We start from the raw sequence: 20,130 nt of genomic DNA on the forward strand, positions 1-20,130 counted from the left end.
CTCGCGGGGGTGGGCCCCGCGTCGTGGCGGGGACGGCAAAAGGCGCGCCGCACGGATGCGACGCGCCTTCCAGGGTAACCCGCCCGGCTCAGCCGGTGCCGACGAAGGCCGCGAGCAGCAGCCACACCACGGGCGCGGTGGGGAGCAGGGAGTCCAGTCGGTCCATGATCCCGCCGTGTCCGGGGAGCAGGGTGCCCATGTCCTTGATGCCGAGGTCCCGCTTGATCATCGACTCGCCGAGGTCGCCGAGGGTGGCGCTGACGGCGACGGCGAGGCCGAGGACCAGGCCCTGCCACCAGCTGCCGCCGTCGATGAGGAACTCGGTGCACAGGGCGCCGGCGACCATGGCGAAGGCGATGGCCCCGAAGAGCCCCTCGCGGGTCTTGCCGGGGCTGATGCGCGGGGCCAGCTTGTGCTTGCCGAAGCGCCAGCCGACGGCGTAGGCGCCGGTGTCGCTGACCACCGTGAGCACGAGGAAGGTGATGACCCGCTGGGGGCCGTCCTCGGCGGTCAGCAGCAGGGCCACGAACGTGGCGAGGAAGGGCACGTAGAACGCGGCGAACACGCCCGCGGTGACGTCCTTGAGGTAGTCCTCGGGCGGTTCGGTCATCCGCCAGACGAGGACGGCCAGGGCCGTCAGCGCCATGGCGACCCAGGCCCCCTCGGGACCCCGGACGTAGCCGGCGACGATCATCGCGGCGCCGCCGACGGCGAGCGGCACCAGCGGGACCTTGATCCCCTTGCTCTCCTTGAGCCGGGAGGTCAGTTCCCACAGTCCGACGACGACGGCGGCCACGATCACGCCGACGAAGACGGCCTTGACGATCAGCAGCGACGCGAAGATGACCGCGCCGAGGCCGACCCCGACCCCTATGGCGGCGCGCAGGTCTCGCCCGGCCCGCTTCTTCTGCGGCGGGGACGGGGCGTCCTGGGGGGCCTGCGGCGGTGGCGTGGACATGGGCTCCTGCGAAGGTGTTCCGGCACCGGCCGGGGGCCGCCGTGTGCGGCGGCCCCCCGGTCGTGTGCGTCCCGGTCGTCGAAGTCACGGCCGGCGGCGTCGGGCACGATGGGCATGGGCCGAGTCTGCGGTCCTGCGGGCACATCGTGGACGGGACCCGCCGTGGCCGGCTCCGGGCCCCGGGATGAGTGGTTCATCAGACTTCGAGGAGTTCGGCTTCCTTGTGCTTCAGGAGCTCGTCCACCTGGGCGACGTACTTCGCGGTGGTGTCGTCGAGCTCCTTCTCGGCGCGGCGCACCTCGTCCTCGCCGGCTTCCTTGTCCTTGACGAGCTTGTCGAGGGCGTCCTTGGCCTTGCGGCGCACGGCGCGGATGGAGATCTTGGAGTCCTCGGACTTGGTCCGGGCCACCTTGATGTACTCCTTGCGGCGCTCACCGGTCAGCTCGGGGAAGACCACGCGGATGATGTTGCCGTCGTTGCTCGGGTTGACGCCGAGGTCCGAGTCGCGGATGGCCTGCTCGATGTTGCGCAGGGCCGTCTTGTCGAACGGGGTCACCACGGCCATGCGGGGCTCGGGGACCGAGAACGAGGCCAGCTGGTTGATGGGGGTGATGGCACCGTAGTAGTCGGCGACGATCTTGTTGAACATCGCCGGGTGCGCACGGCCGGTGCGGATCGCGGCGAAGTCCTCCTTGGCGACCACGACGGCCTTCTCCATCTTCTCTTCGGCCTCGAGAAGAATCTCTTCGATCACCACGTGCTCCTGGATGTCTCGTGTGAATGGTGCGTGCGGGCGGGCGGGGCCGTCGGGCCCACGGGGTGGGTCAGGCGCGGGTGCCCTGGTCGCTGACCAGCGTGCCGATCTTCTCACCCTTGACGGCGCGGGCGATATTGCCCTCGGCGAGGAGTTCGAAGACGAGGATGGGCAGCCGGTTGTCCCGGCACAGGGTGATGGCCGTGGCGTCGGCGACCTTCAGGTCGCGGGAGAGGACCTCGCCGTATTCGAGCGCGTCGAACTTGACGGCGTCGGGGTTGGTCTTGGGGTCGGAGTCGTAGACCCCGTCCACGCCGTTCTTGCCCATGAGGAGGGCTTCGGCGTCGATCTCCAGGGCGCGCTGGGCGGCCGTGGTGTCGGTGGAGAAGTAGGGCATGCCCATGCCGGCGCCGAAGATGACGACGCGGCCCTTCTCCAGGTGGCGCACGGCGCGCAGCGGGATGTACGGCTCGGCGACCTGACCCATGGTGATCGCGGTCTGGACGCGAGAGTCGATGCCCTCCTTCTCCAGGAAGTCCTGGAGGGCGAGGCAGTTCATCACGGTGCCGAGCATGCCCATGTAGTCCGAGCGGGCCCGGTCCATGCCGCGCTGCTGGAGCTCGGCGCCGCGGAAGAAGTTGCCGCCGCCGATGACGATGGCGATCTCGGCCCCGTCCCGGACCACGGCGGCGATCTCCCGTGCGATGGCGTGCACGACGTCTGGGTCGACTCCCAGGCCACCGCCGCCGGAGAAGGCTTCGCCGGACAGCTTCAGCATGAAGCGCCCGCCCCTCTTCTCGGGGTCGTTCTTGTCGGGGGAAGCGGTGTGGGGGTCAACGCCCTGATTCATGGAATCTCCTCGTGCACATACGAAGAAGGCCATTGCCGGTGGGTCCTCGTGGGTTCCCTACTGCGGCAATGGCCTCCTCGTCAGATCTGCGGTCGTCCGGCGCGAACGCGGACGACTGCCTCAGACCCTACCGGGGTCCGGTGTCCGTCGCGTACGGACGGACTCAGATGCCGACCTTGATGCGGGTGAAGCGCTTCAGGGTGACACCGGCCTCGTCCAGGATCTGCTGGACGGTCTTCTTGTTGTCCAGCGCGTAGGGCTGGCCCAGGAGGGTGGCCTCCTTGAAGAAGCCGTTGACGCGACCCTCGACGATCTTCGGGAGCGCGGCCTCCGGCTTGCCCTCGGCGCGGGTGGTCTCCTCGGCGACGCGACGCTCGGTCTCGACGACCTCGGCCGGGACGTCCTCGCGGGAGAGGTACTTCGGGGCGAAGGCGGCGATGTGCTGGGCGATGCCCTTGGCCAGGGCCGCGTCTTCCTTGTCGAACTCGACGAGGACGCCGATCTGCGGGGGCAGGTCGGGCATGGTGCGGTGCATGTAGGCCGCGACGAAACCGTCGGTGAACTGCGCGAAGCGGTCCAGGACGATCTTCTCGCCGAGGTTGGCGTTGGCCTCGTCCACGAACGCCTGGACGGTCTGGCCGGCCTTGATCTCGGACGCGAGAAGCGCCTCGATGTCGGCCGGCTTGGCGGCGGCGACGTGCGCGGCGATCTCGTTGGCGACGGCCTGGAACTTGTCACCCTTGGCGACGAAGTCGGTCTCGCACTTCAGCTCGACCAGAACACCGGCGGTGTTGTCGTCGGCGATGAGGGACACGACCGCACCGTTCTCGGCGGAACGGCCCTCGCGCTTGGCGACGCCCTTCTGGCCCTTGATGCGGAGCGCCTCGACGGCCTTGTCGACGTTGCCGTCGGCCTCGTCGAGGGCCTTCTTGCAGTCCATCATGCCGGCGCCGGTGAGCTCGCGGAGCTTCTTGACGTCAGCGGCGGTGTAGTTCGCCATGAGTCTGTGATTCTCTCTCGAAGTCGTGAATCTACGGGTGAACGGCGGGGCGGACGCGCTCGTGGCACGCCCTCCCCCGCCGTCATCGTCCGTTCTGCGAGTGCCCGGCGGGTGAACGCCGGGCCCCCTCAGTGGGTCAGGCCTGCTCGGCGGCCGGGGCCTCGGCGGCGGGCGCCTCGGTGGTCTCGGCGGCGGCCTCGGCGGCGGGCGCCTCGTCGGCGGCCGGGGCCTCGGCGGCGGGGGCCTCAGCGGTCTCGGCGGCGGGGGCCTCGACGGTCTCGTCGGCCTTCTTGTCGCCCTCGAGCAGGTCGCGCTCCCACTCGGCGAGGGGCTCGCCGGCGGCCTTCTCGCCCGGCTTCGAGTCACCGGTGGCCACGCCGGAACGGGCGATGAGGCCCTCGGCGACGGCGTCGGCGATCACGCGGGTGAGCAGGGTGACGGAGCGGATCGCGTCGTCGTTGCCCGGGATCTTGTAGTCGACCTCGTCGGGGTCACAGTTGGTGTCGAGGATCGCGACGACCGGGATGTGGAGCTTGCGCGCCTCACCGACGGCGATGTGCTCCTTCTTGGTGTCGACGATCCAGACGGCGCTCGGCACCTTCTGCATCTCGCGGATGCCACCGAGGGTCTTCTCCAGCTTGGCCTTCTCGCGGGAGAGGACCAGGAGCTCCTTCTTGGTGAGGCCGGAGGCGGCCACGTCCTCGAAGTCGATCGCCTCAAGCTCCTTCAGACGCTGAAGGCGCTTGTAGACGGTGGAGAAGTTGGTGAGCATGCCGCCCAGCCAGCGCTGGTTCACGTAGGGCATGCCGACGCGGGTCGCCTGCTCGGCGATCGCTTCCTGCGCCTGCTTCTTGGTGCCGACGAACATGATGGAGCCGCCGTGGGCGACGGTCTCCTTGACGAACTCGTAGGCGCGGTCGATGTACGACAGCGACTGGAGCAGGTCGATGATGTAGATGCCGTTGCGCTCGGTGAAGATGAAGCGCTTCATCTTCGGGTTCCAGCGACGGGTCTGGTGACCGAAGTGGACGCCGCTTTCCAGCAGCTCCCGCATCGTGACGACGGCCATGGCCATCTCCTTGTTTTCTCGGTTTGGTTCCTGACGCCCCGACGCGCCCTGCCCCTGGATACAGGGACCGAGAGACGCTGTCGCTCGACCGAGACGGTCGGCGCTGGGGCGTGCGAAGTCGACCCGGTGACCCGGATCGCCACAAGAAGTGTACGGGACCCGGCGGTGTGCCGGCTGACGGGTGTTCTCCGCCCCACCTCCGGTTGTCCACAGCCGTCGGGTTGTCCACAGTCGCGTACGCTCCGTGTCCGGATCCGGCAGTCTCCCGCCATGAACGCACTGCTCACGGCCCTGGTCCCGCCGCTCCTCGCCCTCGCCCTGGCGCTGCCCGGGGCCGCCGCGCCCCGGCTCGTGGTCCGCCCGCTGCCGGCGCCGCTGGTGGTGGCGCGCTGGTGGGAGCCGCCGCCCTCGCCGTACGCGGCGGGGCACCGGGGAGTGGACCTGCGGGCACCGGCCGGATCACCGGTGCGGGCCCCGGCGGCGGGCCTGGTGCGGCACGCGGGCCCGGTGGCGGGCCGGGGGGTGCTGTCGCTGGCCCTCGCGGAGGATCTGTGGCTGACCTTCGAGCCGGTCCGCCCGCTGGTGCGGGCGGGCGCGCGGGTCCGGGCCGGTCAGGTGGTGGCGGTCCTGGAGTCCTCGGCGGCCTCGCACTGCGGCCCGAACGTCGCCTGTCTGCACTGGGGGGTGCTGCGCGCGGACCGGTACGAGGACCCGCTGCCCCTGCTGCCGCGTCCGGTCCCGCGCCTGCTGGTCAGCCGCGCACGCCGCGCAGGGCCATCGCGACCGCGGTCTCGGTGATCGCCTCGGGGTCACTGTCCACGCCGAGTTCGATGCGGCGGACGGCCGCGTCGACGATGCCCTGGAGGAGCATCGCGGCGAGGCGGGGGCTGTCGTGGCCGAGGGCGGCGAGGGCCTCCACGATCATGGTGACGAGTCCGCCGTGGGCGGCCCGGATCTTCTCGCGGGCGCCCGCGTCGAGCTCGCCCGCGGAGATCGCGACGACGGCGCGGTGCCGGCGGTCGCCGACGAGGGTGAGCTGGTGGCGCACGTACGCCTCGATCTTGCCCTCGGGGGACTCCTCGGCCTCCATCGCGGCCTCGATCTCGGCGGCCCAGACGGGGAAGTCGACCGCGCAGAGTTCCTCGACCACGGCGGCGCGGGAGCGGAAGTACTCGTAGACGGAGGACCTGGCGAGCCCGGTCCGTTCGGCGAGGGCCGGGAAGGTCAGGGCGTCGGTCCCTCCTTCGGACAGGAGGGAGCGCGCGGCGTCCAAGAGGGCGCCGCGTTGCATGGTCCGGTGCTCGGCCACCGAGGCCGCTCGAATCCTGGGCACCCTTCCACTCTACGGAGCGGGCGCAAGCTCACCGACCGACATCCGCCAGCTTTGCCCGCAGTTGGAGGACGGATTTGGTGTGGATTTGGCTGACGCGGCTCTCGGTGACCCCGAGCACGTTGCCGATCTCGGCCAGGGTGAGGCCCTCGTAGTAGTAGAGGGTGACGACGGTCTTCTCCCGCTCGGGCAGGGTGTTGATGGCGCGGGCGAGGAGTCGGCGCAGCTCACGGTCCTCGGCGATCTCGACGGGGTCGTCGGCGGCGGTGTCCTCCAGGGTGTCCATGAGGGAGAGCCGGTCCCCGCCGCCCTCGCCGCCGCCGACGTGCAGGAGTTCTTCGAGGGCCACGACGTTGGCCAGGGAGAGCTGGCTGAAGACGGCGTGCAGGTCCTCGACGGCGATGCCCATCTCCTCGGCCACCTCGCCCTCGCCGGGGGTCCGCCGCAGTCGGGCCTCCAAGGTGGCGTAGGCGCGTTCCACCGCGCGGGCCTTCTGTCGGACGGAGCGGGGGATCCAGTCCAGGGCCCGCAGTTCGTCGATCATGGCGCCGCGGATGCGGGTGATGGCGTACGTCTCGAACTTGATGGAGCGCTCGATGTCGAACTTCTCGATCGCGTCGATGAGGCCGAAGACGCCGGAGGAGACGAAGTCGGCCTGTTCCACGTTGGGCGGCAGGCCGACGCTGACCCGCCCGGCCACGTACTTCACCAGCGGCGAGTAGTGCAGGATCAGTTGCTCGCGCAGGCGTTCGTCACCGCTGCTCTTGTAGGCGCGCCACAGGCTCTCCAGGGACGAGGGCGCGGTCGACCGCTCGCCGCCGCGTGCGGCGGGGGGCGCGGTGGCGGTGGCGCGGTCGGACCCTGAGGTGTGCTGGGGCATGTGTCGCCTTTGCCGGAGCGGGGTTCCTTGGGAGCGTGGCGTGACTGGAATGTCGCGGTCCGCGCAGAGTACGGGATCCCGGGGCGGGGACGGGGCCCCGTCCTCGCGGGAAGCGTCCGGGTCCGGCGCCCCACGCGCCGTCCCGGGTGCACCCGTTCGCAAGACCCCGTCGCTCATCGGGTTCACCCTTTCACCGGAACGCCCCAGGTCACGACGCGGCTCGCCGGTCCGGGTCGGATTCCGCGGCCCGAGCGCGCGACACGCGGGCCAGCCGCCACCGATCGCCCACGCGTTCGACGAACCCCAGAGAGTGAAGTTCGTACAGTCTGCCGATGACCTCGTCGGGCGCGGTGTCCGAGGCCCGGGCGAGCCAGTGCGGAGGGTGTTCGGCGCCGGCCGAAAACGCCTCCAGGAGACGCGCGGTGTCGGGGTCGAGGAGGTCCCTGGGGCGGGCCTCGGGGGGCGGGTTCGGGGCGAGTTCGCCGATGGCCCCGACCATCTCCACGATCTCGGCCGCGTTCGTCACCAGGTGTCCGCCACCGGTGCGCAGGAGTTCGTGCACCCCGGCGGACATGCCGCTGGTGACGGGGCCGGGGACGCCCATGACCTGCCGGCCGAGGGCGAGGGCGTGCCGGGCGGTGGACAGGGAGCCACTGCGGTGGGCCGCCTCGACCACGACGGTGCCCCGGGACAGGGCGGCGATGACCCGGTTGCGGGTGATGAACCGGGCCCGGGTGGGGTGTTCGCCGGGTGGGAGTTCCCCGATGAGGAGTCCGCTGTCGGCGACCCGGGCGAGGAGCTCGGCGTGGCCCCGGGGGTAGGGGGTGTCGAGTCCGCAGGCGAGGACGGCGCCGGTGGCCCCGGCGGCGGCCAGGGCGCCCCGGTGGGCGGCGGCGTCGATGCCGTAGGCGCCGCCGGAGAGCAGGGTCCAGCCGTGTTCGGCGAGTTGGGCGCCGAGTTCGCCCGCGACGTGGGCCCCGTACGGGGTGCAGGCGCGGGCGCCGACGACGGCCACCGCCCGCAGGCACCACAGCCGCAGGTGGGGTCGGCCGCGCAGCCACAGTCCGATGGGGCGGGCGTCGCCGAGGTCGTCCAACTGGGTGGGCCATTCGGGGGTTCCGGGGTGGACGAAGCGCCCGCCGAGGGCCTGGTGGAGGGCGAGGTCGCGGTGCGGGTCGGCGGCCCGGGCGCGGGCCCGGCAGCCGGCGAGCCGTTCGGCGCGCACGCCGGTGAGCGCGGCCTCGGCACTCTCCTCGGGTCCGGTGAGCAGGTCGAGGAGGGCGCGGGCGCCGTGTGCGGCGAGCCAGCGCCCGCCGGCGGCCTCGCCTGGTTCGAGCACCCGGGTCAGGGCGGCCCGGGCGAGGGTCTCCTCGTCGGGGCCCTCGGGACACTCGGCGGGTTCGGGGGCTTCGGGGGTTTCGGGGGTGTCCGGGTCCGCGTTCACACCGCCACCCCCCGGGAGATCGCGGTGCGCAGTTCCAACGCGAGGAGCACGTCGCGGGCTTCGGGACGGTCGACCCCCCGGAGGTCGGCGGCGGTCCAGGCCACCCGCAGCACGCGGTCGAGACCGCGGGCGGTCAGCGCGCCGCGTTCCACGTCGCGTTCGGCGGCGCGCAGGGCGCCGGGAGCGGCCTGCCAGCGGGTGCGCAGTTGGTGGCCGGGGACTTCGGCGTTGATCCGCCAGGGGGTGTCGGCGAGGCGGGCGGCGGCGCGGTCCCGGGCCTCGCCGACCCGGGCGGCGACGGTGGCGGAGTCCTCTTCCTCCCGCCGGGCGACGCCGAGGAGTTCGGCCCGGGTCACGGGTTCGACGACCACCCGCAGGTCCACGCGGTCGAGCAGCGGCCCGGAGAGCCGGGCCCGGTAGCGGCGGACGGCGGCGGGGCCGCAGTCGCAGGCCGGCCCAGGGCCGCCGTGCCGGCCGCAGGGGCAGGGGTTGGCGGCGAGCACGAGCAGGAAGCGGGCCGGGAGCCGGACCACGCCGGCGGCGCGGGCCACGGTGACGTGCCCCGATTCGAGGGGTTGGCGCAGGGCCTCCAGGGCGCGCGGGGCGAACTCGGGCGCCTCGTCGAGAAAGAGGATGCCGCGGTGCGCGAGGGAGACCGCGCCGGGTCGGGGCAGTCCGTGTCCGCCGCCGACCAGGGCCTGCATGGTCGCGGAATGGTGGGGCGCGCAGTAGGGCGCGGTGGTGACGAGGGGTTGGTCGTCGGGGAGGATCCCGGCGACGGAGTGGACGGCGGTGACTTCGAGGGCCTCGTGCCGGGTGAGCGGCGGCATGATGCCGGGGAGGCGTTCGGCGAGCATGGTCTTGCCCGCCCCGGGCGGTCCGGTGAGCGCGAGGTGGTGGCCGCCGGCGGCGGCGATCTCCAGGGCCCGCCGGGCCCTGGTCTGACCGGCCACGTCCCGCAGGTCGAGGGGGTCGCGGCGGCCCGTGGCGGGGTCGAGGAGAGTGCGGGCGGTGGTGTCGGCGCCGGCGGTGTCGGGTGGCCCGCCGGGCGGGGGCCCGGGATCGGGGGCCGGATCGCCGTTCAGGAGCGCGATGAGTCCGCGCAGGTGGTCCACGCCGTGCACCTCGGCCTCGGGGACGAGCGCGGCCTCGGCGGCGCAGGCCCGGGGGACGACCACGCGGCGGTGTCCCGCGTCGACGGCGGCGAGCACGGCGGGCAGCACCCCGCGCACGGGCCGGACCCGACCGTCGAGCCCGAGTTCCCCGATGAGCACGAGGTCCACCAGGCCGCGCGGATCCACGTGTTCGGCCGCCGCGAGGACGGCGCCGGCGATGGCGAGGTCGAAACCGGCGCCGCTCTTGGGCACCGAGGCCGGGCTGAGGCCGACGGTGAGCTTCTTCTGCGGCCAGGGCACCCCGGAGTTGACGAGCGCGGCGCGCACCCGGTCGCGGCTCTCGGTGAGGGTCTTGTCGGGCAGTCCCACCAGGGTGAACGCGGCGACCCCGGGTTCGAGGTCGGCTTGGACCTCGACGAGCACCCCCTCGACCCCGGTCAGGGCGACGGAACAGGTACGGGCGAAGGCCATCACGCCACGCCCCTGAGGTGTTCGACGAACGGGGCGCCGGCGCGGGGCAGGGTGACGGCGACGAGGTCGATGCGGACCCCGCCGGCCGGGGCGGGGCCGTGGGCGGCGGTCCAGTGCTCGGCGAGCCGGCGCAGCCGGGCGGCGCGGCTCGGACGGATGGCCTCGCAGGGCGCCTCGAAGCGGCCGTCGCGGCGGGTCTTGACCTCGCAGATGACGAGGGTGTCCCCGTCCCGGGCCACGATGTCGACCTCGCCGGTCCGACCGGCCCGCCAGTTGCGGGCCAGCAGGGTCAGGCCGGTCTCGGTGAGCAGGCGGGCGGCCCGGTCCTCGCCCCAGCGGCCCAGCATCCGAGCCCGTCGGGCCCGCTCGGCCCGGGCCGTGGGCGCGGGAGCGGGCGCGCGATCACCGGCGGGTTCGGGTGGCGGCGCGGCCTGCGCCGGGGCCGTCGGCCCGGTCGCGGGCGCGGGTGCGGTCGTCGGCGGGGGGCCGCTGTGCGGGGCATGGGGCGTGCGCGGGTCGGGTGCGCGGTCGGTCTTCTGTCGGGTCATCGGGACCACCTCCGGCCCTGACTCTCCGTGATTCCGCGAAGGCTTGTGGATCTTGGTGGACAACTCCGGGCCTGTGGAAAACCCGTTCACCCTCCGGTGTCACACCACCCCCGCGGCGCCCTCGTCCCCGCTCTCGTCCCCGTCCCGCTCAGCTGCCGGGCATCTCCAGGTCGCTCTTGTTGAGCTCCTCGATGTTCACGTCCTTGAAGGTCAGCACGCGCACCTGCTTCACGAACCGGGCCGGCCGGTACATGTCCCAGACCCAGGCGTCGGCCATGGAGACCTCGAAGAAGACCTCGCCCTGGACGGAGTGCACCTGCATCTCGTAGTCGTTGGTCAGATAGAAGCGACGTTCCGTCTCGATGACGTACTTGAACAGCCCGACGACGTCGCGGTACTCCCGATAGAGCTTCAGCTCCATCTCGGTCTCGTATTTTTCGAGGTCCTCGGCGCTCATGGCATGTTCCCCTTCAGCCGTGCGTCCCCCTATTGTGCGCCGGCCCCGTGCGTCCCAGAACGAAATTCCGACGCCAGGACCAACGGTTCCCCGGGGGGCCCGTCGTCGAGCAGCGTGCGGAGCAGCTCGGCGAGTCCGTTCGGGTACACCGTCTCACGCGTGGCCCGCAGTTCCCGGCAGCTCCACCAACGCGCTCCGCTGACGCTGCGCCGTTCCAGTTCCGTCTGCCCGTCCGCGACCGTCCCGGTGTGCTCGGTCCGGGCCAGGAAGAACCATTCGTCCTGTTCCCACCAGCGTCCCGCGAACGGGAACCCGCAGTGCCGGCGCCACAGCACCGGGCCGAGGGTCACCTCCGTGATCCCGGTCTCCTCGGCCAGTTCCCGGCGCGCCGCCTCCGCCCGGGTCTCCGTCCCCTCCAGTCCCCCGCCCGGGGTGAACCACCACCGGGTGTCGGGGTCCTCGGGTTCGTGCCCGTGCAGCAGCAGGATCCGGTCCTCGGGGTCGAGCAGGACCACCCGCGAGACCCGCCGCACCTCCCCCGCGCCGCCCGCCTCAGTGGACGACATCGGAATTCCGGCTCCCGTCCCCGCGCGCGAACGTGTCCCCACCCCGACCGCCGCGCCGGCCGGCCAGCAGGTTCGCCACCGGGCCCCAGGCCGCGCCGCCGAGCACGAACACCCCGCCGAGCACGATCGCCGCGAGCTGGATCAGCACGGGCCCCGGCTCCGAGGTCCCGCCGGGCATCCCCGCGAACACCTGCGGCCGCGCCGGCATCGACTGCCGGGGCCACACCACGGCGTCCATCCGGGCCGTGATCGCCCCCACCGGCACGGTGCCCTGCCCGGCCTCCTGGAGGTGGGCCCGCGAGTCCAGGGAGCCGGTCCGCCGGTCGCCGAGCAGGAACACGTGGCCCGCGGGCACCTTCACCTCGAACCGGATGTCCGAGGGCCGCGCGTCGGAGCCGAGGTAGTCCTCGTCCAGGGGCGCGTCGTTGAGGAGCAGCCGGCCGTCCGGGCCGCAGCAGCGCACGGTGTCCCCGCCCACGCCCACCACCCGCTTGACCATCGGCACGTTGCTCCACACGGTGTCGGTGAAGACGACCACATCCCCGCGCCGCACCTCGGAGCCGTCCACCCGCTGCGCGAGCACCCGGTCACCGGCCATGACGGTCGGCTCCATCGAGTTCGTCGGGACGGTGTAGGGCCGGTACACCAGCGCGCCCCACACGAACCCGCCGAGGAACAGCACAAAGCCGATGGCCACGGCCAGCCCGGAAATCACGTTCCCGAGCCGGCCGCGGCCATCGCGTTCCGGTTCCGTCGTTCCGCCCATGTCGGCCCCCAGCCTCGGCACACGCTGACGGGCGCAATCTACCGGGCGGGGCTACTCGGCGGTACGCCCCGCGGCGGACCGGGTGTTCTCGATCCGGCGCTTGCGGCGCCACAGCACGATCGGCACGGCTCCCGCGAGCCCGGCGCCGGCCGGAGCCAGGGAGACGGCGGCGGCCGCGGCCTTGGTGCCGATGCCCGGCTGGTCGAAGGTGTCCGGCACGGGCAGGGTCGCCCAGCGGGTCACCGGCCACGCGATCACCACGGCCCGGCCGACGACCTTGTCCACCGGCACGAAGCCCCGGGTGGGGTCCTCCTGGTGGTAGCGCGAGTCGTAGGAGTCCTGGCGGTGGTCGCCCATGACCCAGATGTGCCCCTTGGGGACGGTCAGCGGGCCGAAGGGCTTGTCGTCGCAGGGCGAGTTGCCGGGGAAGATGTACGGCTCGTTCAGTTCCTTGCCGTTGACGATCACCGGACCGCCCTTGGCGCAGGAGACGGTGTCCCCGCCGACCGCGATGGTCCGCTTGATCAGGTCCTTCTCCTCCGCCGAGGGCATCAGGCCGATCCAGCTCAGGCCCTTCTGGAGGATGTTCGGCTCCGGGGTGGGCTCACCGGCGAGCCAGTTCAGCGGGTCGTGGAAGACGACGACCTCGCCGCGCTCCGGCTCCGACCCGAACCACGGCGTCAGCTTGTCGACGAGCACCCGGTCGCCCCGCTGCAGGGTGTTCTGCATGGAGTCCGACGGGATGGAGAACGCCTGCACGAGGAAGGTCTTGATCAGGAGGGCCAGGACCAGCGCGACGCCGATGAGGATCGGCAGTTCCTTCCAGAAGGACCGTGGTTGCGGCTCCGCGTCCTCGTCGTCGGCGACCTCGCCCTCGGCGGCGCCCTCGATCTTCTGCTCGGGCTTCTCCTCGGGCTCCTCGCGACCGGATCGCGCGCCTACCGCCACGTCCCCCACATCCAACTCCTCACGCCGATTCGTCGCCCGCGCCGAGCTGCGGCACGGTACCTCCACTCCCCCTAACGAGCGGGAGTTCCCCAAGGGTCGGGAGACGGAGAACACACTATGCGACCGGAGCGGCCGCGCGACGCCGCCGGCGGCCGCGTCGGCCGGGTTCCGGGACCCGCGCGAACGTCCCCCGGTCGTCGAGGGAGGCCCAGTGTCCGGTGGGCCAGGCGATCACGAAGGCGCGCCCCACGACCTTGCCGACGTCGATCGTGCCGCGAAAGCCCTCGTCGAGGTGGTAGCGGGAGTCCGCCGAGTTCGAACGGTGATCGCCGAGCACGAACAGCCGGCCCTCGGGGACGGTCACGTCGAAGGGGATCTCCGAGGGCGCGTTCCCCGCCATCACATAGGGCTCGTCCAGGGGCGTGCCGTTGACGCTCACCCGCCCCTGCGCGTCACAGCAGGTGACCCGATCCCCGCCGACCCCGATCACGCGCTTGATGAGGTCCTGCTCGTCCGCCGACGGCAGCAGGCCGATGAACGTCAACACTTCCTTGACCTGCTTGATCACCACCGGATCGGGGGCGGGCCGGGCCTGCTCCCCCTGCAACCAGTTCCCCGGGTCCTCGAACACCACCACGTCGCCCCGGCGGATCTCCTTGCCGAACCACGGGGTCAGCTTGTCCACGAGCACCCGGTCCCCGATCCGGATCGTCTGCTCCATCGACCCGGACGGGATGTAGAACGCCTGGACCAGGAAGGTCTTCAGCACGAGCGCGATCAGCAGCGCCATCACCACCAGCAGCGGGATCTCGCCGACCCGCTTGGTGCGGCGCACCCGCTTGTCCCGGCGGGCCTTGCGGCGGCGCTGGGCCCTGCCCCCGGGCGGGGACGGCTCCGCGCCCTCCTCGTGCGGCCCCGGTCTCCCTGTCATCTCGTTCACCCCTGACCGCCCGCACCGCCGGCGCCGGCCCCGGCACCCGGGGTCGGTTCGGCGCGCGGGGTCCACTCGCCGGCCCGCGAGGGCTCCGGCAGGGGCACCGAGCCGGGCACGGGCTCGGGGCGCCGCTCCGGCAGCCCGCCCCAGCGGCCCGCCGGCCACACCACCCACGCGGCCCGCCCGATCACCTTCTCCACCGGCACCGTGCCGCCCCCGGGGTCCCCGAGGTGGTCACGGCTGTCGCGGGACTGGGCGCGGTGGTCCCCCATCACCCACAGCCGGCCCTCCGGCACCAGCGTGCGGAACGGGACCCGCGAGGGCGCGTCCCCGGCCCGCAGATACGGTTCCCCGATCGAGGTCCCGTTCACCTGGAGCCGTCCGACCGCGTCGCAGCACACCACCGAGTCCCCGCCCACGCCGATCACGCGCTTGACGAAGTCGGTGTCCGGGGGTTCCACCAGGCCGGCGGCGGCCGCGACCCGTCGCAGCAGCGCGCCGAACCCCGCGTCGGCCGCCGACTCCCGCACGAAGGACCCGGTGCCGTCGAAGACCACCACGTCCCCGCGTTTCGGCTCCTCGCCGAACGCGTAGGCCAGGCGGTTCACCAGCACCCGGTCCCCGACCGCCAGGGTCGGCTCCATGGAGCGGCTGGGGATGAGGAAGGGTCGGGCCACGAACGCGCAGGCCCCCAGGGTCAGCAGCACGCAGCCGACCAGGACCGCCGCCCACCGGCGCCGCCGGGACCAGGACCCGAGCCGTACCCAGGACCCCGGAAACGCCGAACGCGACCGCTCCTCCCCCGGGTCGGTCCCGGGTTCGGTGCGGTCGCGTGGCGTGAAACGTGCGTCGGTGTCCATCGTGGAGGAGCCTAACCGGCCCTCCCGGGGATCCGGGCGCGGGTTCAGCGGTCGCGCTTCTCCTTGATCTTCGCGGCCTTGCCGCGCAGCTCACGGAGGTAGTACAGCTTGGCGCGGCGGACGTCACCGCGGGTGACCAGCTCGATCTTCTCGAAGATCGGGGAGTGGACCGGGAAGGTACGCTCCACACCGACGCTGAAGGAGACCTTGCGCACGGTGAAGGTCTCGGAGACGCCCGAGCCCTGGCGGCGGATGACGACACCCTTGAACTGCTGGATACGGGAGCGGTTGCCCTCGATCACGCGGACGTGCACGTTGACCGTGTCACCCGGGCGGAAGGCCGGGAGGTCCGAGCGCAGGGTGGCGGCGTTGATGCCGTCGAGCAGGTGAGACATGTTCTTCGTCTGCTTTCTTCGCACGACGCCACAGGTCGCCGAGCGGGTTTTCGGAGAGATTTCGTCAGTCGTGCCACCCGACGGGCGACGGTCCCCCTGTGGCAGGGGCGCACACGGGCGTACGACAGCCGCCTATTCTTCCACGTCCTGCGGCCGACGCCAAAACCGGCCGTCGGGGCTGGGCGACCAGCCCATGATCGAGAGCGTCTCGCGGTCCTTCTTGTCGAAGGTCCTCGGGTCGGTGCGCTCGATCAGGTCGGGGCGGTGGGCGGCGGTGCGCTCCAGCGCCCGGTCCCGGCGCCAGCGCGCGATCTTCCCGTGGTGGCCGCTGAGCAGCACCTCCGGGATGCCCCGGCCGCGCCACTCCGGGGGCTTGGTGTAGACGGGGCCCTCCAGCAGGTTGGCCATGGCCCCGGGGGCGAAGGAGTCGTCCTGGTGGGACTCGGCGTTGCCGAGCACCCCCGGCAGCAGTCGGGCCACGGCCTCGGTGATGACGAGGACGGCGGCCTCCCCGCCCGCGAGCACGTAGTCCCCGATGGAGACCTCGTACACGGGCATCCGCGTCGCGTACTCCTCGGTGACCCGGCGGTCGATGCCCTCGTACCGGGCCGGGGTGAAGATCAACCACGGCCGGGCGGCGAGTTCGACGGCGAGTTCCTGGGTGAACGGCCGGCCGCTGGGGGTGGGGACCACGAGGGCCGGGCCGTGCGCGCCGGCCTCGTAGCCCGCCGCGATCGCGTCGTCGAGGCAGTCGCCCCACGGGTCGGTCTTCATGACCATGCCGGGGCCGCCGCCGTACGGGGTGTCGTCCACCGTGTTGTGCCGGTCGTGGGTCCAGCGGCGCAGGTCGTGGACGTGCACGTCCAGGCTGCCGCGCCGGCGGGCCTTGCCGACCAGCGAGACGTCGAGCGGGTCGAGGTACTCGGGGAAGATCGTGACGACGTCGAGGCGCATCAGGGGGCGTCCCCGGCGCGCTCGGCGGCCTCGGCCTCCGCGGCCGTCTCACGGGCGGAGGCGACCTCGGCCCGGTCGTCGATCAGGCCGGGCGGCGGGTCGATGACGGCGCGCTGCTCCGCGAGGTCGATCTCGGTGACGATCTCCTCCACGAACGGGATCATCACCTCCGAGCCGTCCTCGCGCTCCACGATGAACAGGTCCTGCGAGGGCAGGTGGGAGATCTCGGTGATCCGGCCGACCGGGGTGCCGTCGACGAGGACCACGTCGAGGTCCATCAACTGGTGGTCGTAGTACTCCTCGGGGTCCTCCGGCATCTGCTCCGGGTCGACCTCCGCGATGAGGAGGGTGTTGCGCAGGGCCTCGGCCCCGGTGCGGTCGGTGACACCGGCGAACCGCAGCAGCAGCCGGCTGCTGTGCACCCGACCGGTCTCGATCGTCAGCGGTCCCACCGAGGGCGGGTCGGTGGCGAGCACGGCGCCCGGTGCGAGCCGCAGTTCGGGCTCGTCGGTGCGCACCTCGACGGTGACCTCACCCTTGATGCCATGGGCGCGGCCCACCCGCGCGACTACCAGCTGCACTCTTCCTTCTCCTGTCCATACGACGACGGGCCGGGGCGGGCGATTGCCCTCCCCGGCCCGTGCCGGTGTTCCGCACTGCTCAGCGAACCTGGTCCACGTCGACGAGGTCGACGCGGATCCCCCGCCCGCCGATGGCGCCCACGACGGTGCGCAGCGCACGCGCGGTGCGGCCGTTGCGGCCGATCACCTTGCCGAGGTCGTCGGGGTGAACCCGGACCTCCAGCACCTGGCCGCGCCGCAGGTTGCGCGAGGCGACCTGCACGTCGTCGGGGTTGTCGACGATGCCCTTCACAAGGTGCTCAAGGGCCTCCTCGAGCATGCTCAGCCCTCGGTCGACTCGGCGGCGGCCTCGGCCTCGTCCGCCTTCTTGTCGGCCTTCTTCTTCTGGGTGATGGCCTCACCCTTCGCCTCGGTGCCCTCGAGGGCCTTGGCGAACTCGTCGAAGGAGCGGCGCTTGTCTTCCTTGGTCGCCGGGGCCAGCAGGCCCTTCTCCGGCGCCGGCAGGCCCTTGGCCTTCTGCCAGTCACCGGTCAGCTTCAGGATGGCGAGGACGGGCTCGGTCGGCTGGGCGCCGACGGAGAGCCAGTACTGCGCGCGCTCCGAGTCGACCTCGATACGCGACGGGTTGTACGTCGGGTGGTAGAGGCCGATCTCCTCGATCGCACGGCCGTCACGGCGGGTGCGGGAGTCGGCGACGACGATGCGGTAGTGGGGCTGGCGAATCTTGCCGAGACGCTTCAGCTTGATCTTGACTGCCACTGGAGTGGTGTCTCCTGAACTTGACGTGGTGGGGCACCGTTGATGCCACGTGGGGTTGTGGTACTCGGGTGGCCCGATGGACGCGTCAGCCGGAGGCGAGAGGGTTCCTGTGCGACTGTCGAGTACAGCTGCCCATTGTGCCACACACCCGCCGGGGCCCCTACCCGGGCCGGGAGCGCGCGCACGCCCCGGCCGGCCGCCTCGCGGCGGTGGTCCGGGGCGCGTGGGGCGCGGACGGGTCGGGGGTCAGGAGGCCGCCGCCGCGACCGCGGCCTCCGGGATCCGGAAGGGCTTGCCGCAGCCGCCGCAGACGATCGGGGCCTGGGCGAGGACGGAGGGCACGACGCGGACGTTGCGCCCGCAGTCGCAGACGGCCTTGACGCGGACGCCGCCCCCGGAGGAGCCGTGCCGGGCGGCCGGCCCGCGGAAGCTGCGCTTGGTGTCGGCGCTGGTGGCGGCGTCGTGCGCCTTGAGTGCGCGCTGGAGCCTCTCGATGGTGGGCCGGTAGCGCTTCTTGGCCTCGGGGTTGAGGGTGACCAGCGAGAAGCCGCTGCTGGCGTGCGGCTCCTCGGAGTGGTCGAGCCCCATCTCCTCGGCGATCGCGAGGAAGCGGCGGTTGTGGTAGCGGCCCGCCCGCGAGGTGTCACGGACGCCGCGCGCGGCGGCGATGCCGTGCACGGCCTCGTGGAGCAGCCGCTCGAAGGAGAGCTCGTGACCGCAGGCGGACGAGGACTCCCCGATCAGGGATTCGGGTGCGGCAAGGTCCGGCAGCTCGGGGTGGTGCCGTTGAATGTCGGCCCACGCCTGCGCCAGCTCTGCGGCGAGGACAGGTGGTGTCGTGCTCACGTCGTGACAACGAGCCGGGGGGCTCCGGTGTTCCGATTCCCGTCCATTCCAAATTCTTTTGCACTTACCAGTCAGTTCGGCCTGATGCACGTGGACGAGGGCGGGTGCGCGGATCTGTGGAGGACTCGGTACACACCGGGGCCCGGCGGACGTGGTCCACCGGGCCCCGGGTCGCTGTCACGGTCGTGACCGGTCCGCTCAGTAGGAGCGGGCCACGATCGCCACGGTGCCGGGGGCGTCGTCGGCCTCGGGCACCGAGCCGTCCTCCGCGATCAGGCAGCGGACCGAGACGGCCTGCTCGCCGAGCTTGGCCTCGCCCTCGGGGCCGAGGTCGGCCCACGGGATGCGGGCCCAGCCGCCGCCGATGGCGACCTCGGCCGCCTCCTCGATCGTGCTCACGTCGCTGGTGCGGGACTCGCGACGATCGCGGGACTCGCGCAGCAGCTGCGCCTGGTCCTCGTCGAGGACCTTCGGGAGCAGGTCGACCAGCTCGTCGACGCTGACGGCGACCTTGCCGCCGGGGATGCGGCGGGCCAGCATCGCGGTGCCGTTCTCCAGGTCGCGCGGGCCGATCTCGACGCGCACGGGCACGCCCTTGAGCTCCCAGTCCACGGCGCGGCGGCCGAAGGGGGTCTCGACCCGGTCGTCCACGTGCACGCGGATGCCGGCGGCCTTGAGGCGGTCGCCGAGCTCGCGGACCTTGGCCACGGCCTCGTCGCCCTTGATCGCCATGACGACGACCTGGACGTGGGCCAGGCGCGGCGGGACCCGCAGGCCGTTGTCGTCGCCGTGGGACATGATCAGCCCGCCGACCATGCGGGTGGAGACGCCCCAGGAGGTCTGCCAGACCAGCTCCTGCTTGCTCTCCTTGGAGAGGTACGTGGTGTTGAACGCCTTGGCGAAGTTCTGGCCCAGCTCGTGGCTGGTGCCCATCTGGAGGGCCTTGCCGTCGCCCATCATGCCCTCGAGGGTGAGGGTGTTGATGGCCCCGGCGAAGCGCTCCTTGGCGGTCTTGCGGCCGAGGACCACGTCGATGCCGAGGACGTTGGTCATGAAGTCGCCGTAGACGTCCCGGTGGATCCGGGCCGCGTACTCGCGGGCGTCCTCGTACGTGGCGTGGGCGGTGTGCCCCTCCTGCCACAGGAACTCGCTCGTCCGGAGGAACACGCGCGGACGCATCTCCCAGCGGACGACGTTGGCCCACTGGTTGATGAGCAGGGGCAGGTCGCGGTGGCTCTGCACCCACTTCGAGAAGTACTCGTTGATGATCGTCTCGGAGGTGGGCCGGACCACGACCGGCTCTTCCAGCTCCTTGCCGCCGCCGTGGGTGACGACGGCGAGCTCGGGGGCGAAGCCCTCGACGTGCTCGGCCTCGCGCGTCAGGTACGACTGCGGGATGAAGAGCGGGAAGTACGCGTTCTGGGCGCCCGCGTCCTTGATGCGCGCGTCCATCTCCTGCTGCATCCGCTCCCACAGCCCGTAGCCGTACGGTCGGATGACCATGGTGCCGCGAACCGGCCCGTTGTCGGCCAGCTCGGCCTTGTTGATCAGATCCTGGTACCAGCGGGGGAAATCCTCCGCCTGGGGGGTGAGAACGGGAGCCTTTGCCATGGCGCGAATGGTACGGCGCCTCGCCCCGTGAGCG

General features: G+C 72.2%; 23 protein-coding genes and 1 pseudogene. 1 reads left to right on the top strand and 23 read right to left on the bottom strand.

Translation table 11 applies throughout. From position 1 onward, the window contains the following. Positions 1-88 precede the first annotated feature (88 nt). The 5 genes and pseudogenes from ACN20G_RS05235 to rpsB all read right to left on the bottom strand — a co-directional run bounded on the left by ACN20G_RS05235 (position 89) and on the right by rpsB (position 4,631). Positions 89-1,155: pseudogene (locus ACN20G_RS05235) on the bottom strand (phosphatidate cytidylyltransferase). Then, positions 1,155-1,712, bottom strand: coding sequence for a ribosome recycling factor (frr, locus tag ACN20G_RS05240; RefSeq protein WP_424211544.1), 558 nt, complete (start codon positions 1,710-1,712; stop codon positions 1,155-1,157). The pseudogene ACN20G_RS05235 and the gene frr overlap by 1 nt, the downstream one beginning before the upstream one ends. Positions 1,713-1,782: 70 nt before the next feature. Then, entirely contained in the window at positions 1,783-2,562 is a 780-nt protein-coding gene (gene pyrH, locus ACN20G_RS05245) for a UMP kinase (protein ID WP_424211545.1), read from the bottom strand. A gap of 163 nt (positions 2,563-2,725) precedes the next feature. Continuing rightward, a complete protein-coding gene (tsf, locus tag ACN20G_RS05250; protein ID WP_424211546.1) occupies positions 2,726-3,562 on the bottom strand; it encodes a translation elongation factor Ts in 837 nt (278 codons plus the stop codon). A gap of 136 nt (positions 3,563-3,698) precedes the next feature. Further along, positions 3,699-4,631, bottom strand: a complete 933-nt coding sequence (gene rpsB, locus ACN20G_RS05255; protein ID WP_424211547.1) for a 30S ribosomal protein S2 — start codon at positions 4,629-4,631, stop codon at positions 3,699-3,701. Between the two features lie 270 nt (positions 4,632-4,901). On the opposite strand from rpsB, the gene ACN20G_RS05260 reads away from it, so the two are divergent. Beyond that, positions 4,902-5,429: a M23 family metallopeptidase gene (locus ACN20G_RS05260; RefSeq protein WP_424211548.1), complete on the top strand. Its 528-nt coding sequence runs from the start codon at positions 4,902-4,904 to the stop codon at positions 5,427-5,429. On the opposite strand, the gene ACN20G_RS05265 is transcribed toward ACN20G_RS05260, so the two are convergent. From ACN20G_RS05265 to proS, 18 genes are all read right to left on the bottom strand, one after another. Beyond that, positions 5,383-5,922, bottom strand: a complete 540-nt coding sequence (locus tag ACN20G_RS05265; RefSeq protein ID WP_424215378.1) for a TetR/AcrR family transcriptional regulator — start codon at positions 5,920-5,922, stop codon at positions 5,383-5,385. The genes ACN20G_RS05260 and ACN20G_RS05265 overlap by 47 nt on opposite strands. 70 nt (positions 5,923-5,992) lie before the next feature. After that, positions 5,993-6,841 carry an RNA polymerase sigma factor WhiG gene (gene whiG, locus ACN20G_RS05270; protein ID WP_424211549.1) on the bottom strand — a complete coding sequence of 283 codons (849 nt, stop codon included), beginning with the start codon at positions 6,839-6,841 and terminating at the stop codon, positions 5,993-5,995. A 208-nt stretch (positions 6,842-7,049) separates the two neighbouring features. After that, positions 7,050-8,285 carry a DNA-processing protein DprA gene (gene dprA / locus ACN20G_RS05275; RefSeq protein WP_424211550.1) on the bottom strand — a complete coding sequence of 412 codons (1,236 nt, stop codon included), beginning with the start codon at positions 8,283-8,285 and terminating at the stop codon, positions 7,050-7,052. Next, on the bottom strand, positions 8,282-9,871 hold the full coding sequence (locus ACN20G_RS05280) for a YifB family Mg chelatase-like AAA ATPase (protein WP_424211551.1): 1,590 nt from the start codon (positions 9,869-9,871) through the stop codon (positions 8,282-8,284). Before ACN20G_RS05280 ends, dprA begins: the two co-directional genes overlap by 4 nt. Then, positions 9,871-10,218: a YraN family protein gene (locus ACN20G_RS05285; protein ID WP_424215379.1), complete on the bottom strand. Its 348-nt coding sequence runs from the start codon at positions 10,216-10,218 to the stop codon at positions 9,871-9,873. The genes ACN20G_RS05280 and ACN20G_RS05285 overlap by 1 nt, the downstream gene beginning before the upstream one ends. 349 nt (positions 10,219-10,567) lie before the next feature. After that, on the bottom strand, positions 10,568-10,876 hold the full coding sequence (locus ACN20G_RS05290; RefSeq protein WP_217234657.1) for a DUF2469 domain-containing protein: 309 nt from the start codon (positions 10,874-10,876) through the stop codon (positions 10,568-10,570). 29 nt (positions 10,877-10,905) lie between these two features. After that, positions 10,906-11,442 (bottom strand): NUDIX hydrolase, encoded by a 537-nt coding sequence (locus tag ACN20G_RS05295; protein ID WP_424211552.1) that lies wholly within the window; start codon positions 11,440-11,442, stop codon positions 10,906-10,908. Then, a complete protein-coding gene (gene lepB / locus ACN20G_RS05300) occupies positions 11,429-12,208 on the bottom strand; it encodes a signal peptidase I (protein ID WP_424211553.1) in 780 nt (259 codons plus the stop codon). The genes ACN20G_RS05295 and lepB (ACN20G_RS05300) overlap by 14 nt, the downstream gene beginning before the upstream one ends. Positions 12,209-12,259: 51 nt before the next feature. Then, positions 12,260-13,156 (bottom strand): signal peptidase I, encoded by an 897-nt coding sequence (lepB, locus tag ACN20G_RS05305; RefSeq protein WP_424215380.1) that lies wholly within the window; start codon positions 13,154-13,156, stop codon positions 12,260-12,262. Positions 13,157-13,271: 115 nt separating this feature from the next. Continuing rightward, the gene (lepB, locus tag ACN20G_RS05310; protein WP_424211554.1) at positions 13,272-14,087 is read right to left on the bottom strand and encodes a signal peptidase I; all 816 of its coding nucleotides are present in this window, start codon (positions 14,085-14,087) and stop codon (positions 13,272-13,274) included. A 5-nt stretch (positions 14,088-14,092) separates the two neighbouring features. Beyond that, positions 14,093-14,950: a signal peptidase I gene (gene lepB / locus ACN20G_RS05315; RefSeq protein WP_424211555.1), complete on the bottom strand. Its 858-nt coding sequence runs from the start codon at positions 14,948-14,950 to the stop codon at positions 14,093-14,095. Positions 14,951-14,994: 44 nt separating this feature from the next. Further along, complete coding sequence (rplS, locus tag ACN20G_RS05320; RefSeq protein WP_424211556.1) at positions 14,995-15,345, bottom strand: 50S ribosomal protein L19; 351 nt, start codon at positions 15,343-15,345, stop codon at positions 14,995-14,997. Positions 15,346-15,477: 132 nt separating this feature from the next. Next, positions 15,478-16,299, bottom strand: coding sequence for a tRNA (guanosine(37)-N1)-methyltransferase TrmD (gene trmD, locus ACN20G_RS05325; protein WP_424211557.1), 822 nt, complete (start codon positions 16,297-16,299; stop codon positions 15,478-15,480). Continuing rightward, entirely contained in the window at positions 16,299-16,880 is a 582-nt protein-coding gene (rimM, locus tag ACN20G_RS05330; protein WP_424211558.1) for a ribosome maturation factor RimM, read from the bottom strand. Before rimM ends, trmD begins: the two co-directional genes overlap by 1 nt. A gap of 79 nt (positions 16,881-16,959) precedes the next feature. Further along, a complete protein-coding gene (locus tag ACN20G_RS05335; RefSeq protein ID WP_007266827.1) occupies positions 16,960-17,199 on the bottom strand; it encodes an RNA-binding protein in 240 nt (79 codons plus the stop codon). A 2-nt stretch (positions 17,200-17,201) separates the two neighbouring features. After that, a complete protein-coding gene (gene rpsP, locus ACN20G_RS05340) occupies positions 17,202-17,639 on the bottom strand; it encodes a 30S ribosomal protein S16 (RefSeq protein WP_424211559.1) in 438 nt (145 codons plus the stop codon). 246 nt (positions 17,640-17,885) lie between these two features. Next, positions 17,886-18,485 carry a hypothetical protein gene (locus tag ACN20G_RS05345; RefSeq protein ID WP_424211560.1) on the bottom strand — a complete coding sequence of 200 codons (600 nt, stop codon included), beginning with the start codon at positions 18,483-18,485 and terminating at the stop codon, positions 17,886-17,888. 198 nt (positions 18,486-18,683) lie between these two features. Continuing rightward, positions 18,684-20,096, bottom strand: a complete 1,413-nt coding sequence (gene proS, locus ACN20G_RS05350; protein ID WP_424211561.1) for a proline--tRNA ligase — start codon at positions 20,094-20,096, stop codon at positions 18,684-18,686. Positions 20,097-20,130 lie beyond the last annotated feature (34 nt).

Origin of the sequence: Streptomyces dryopteridis (assembly GCF_049606955.1) — a bacterium.
In the GTDB taxonomy this organism is placed as follows: Bacteria; Actinomycetota; Actinomycetes; order Streptomycetales; family Streptomycetaceae; genus Streptomyces.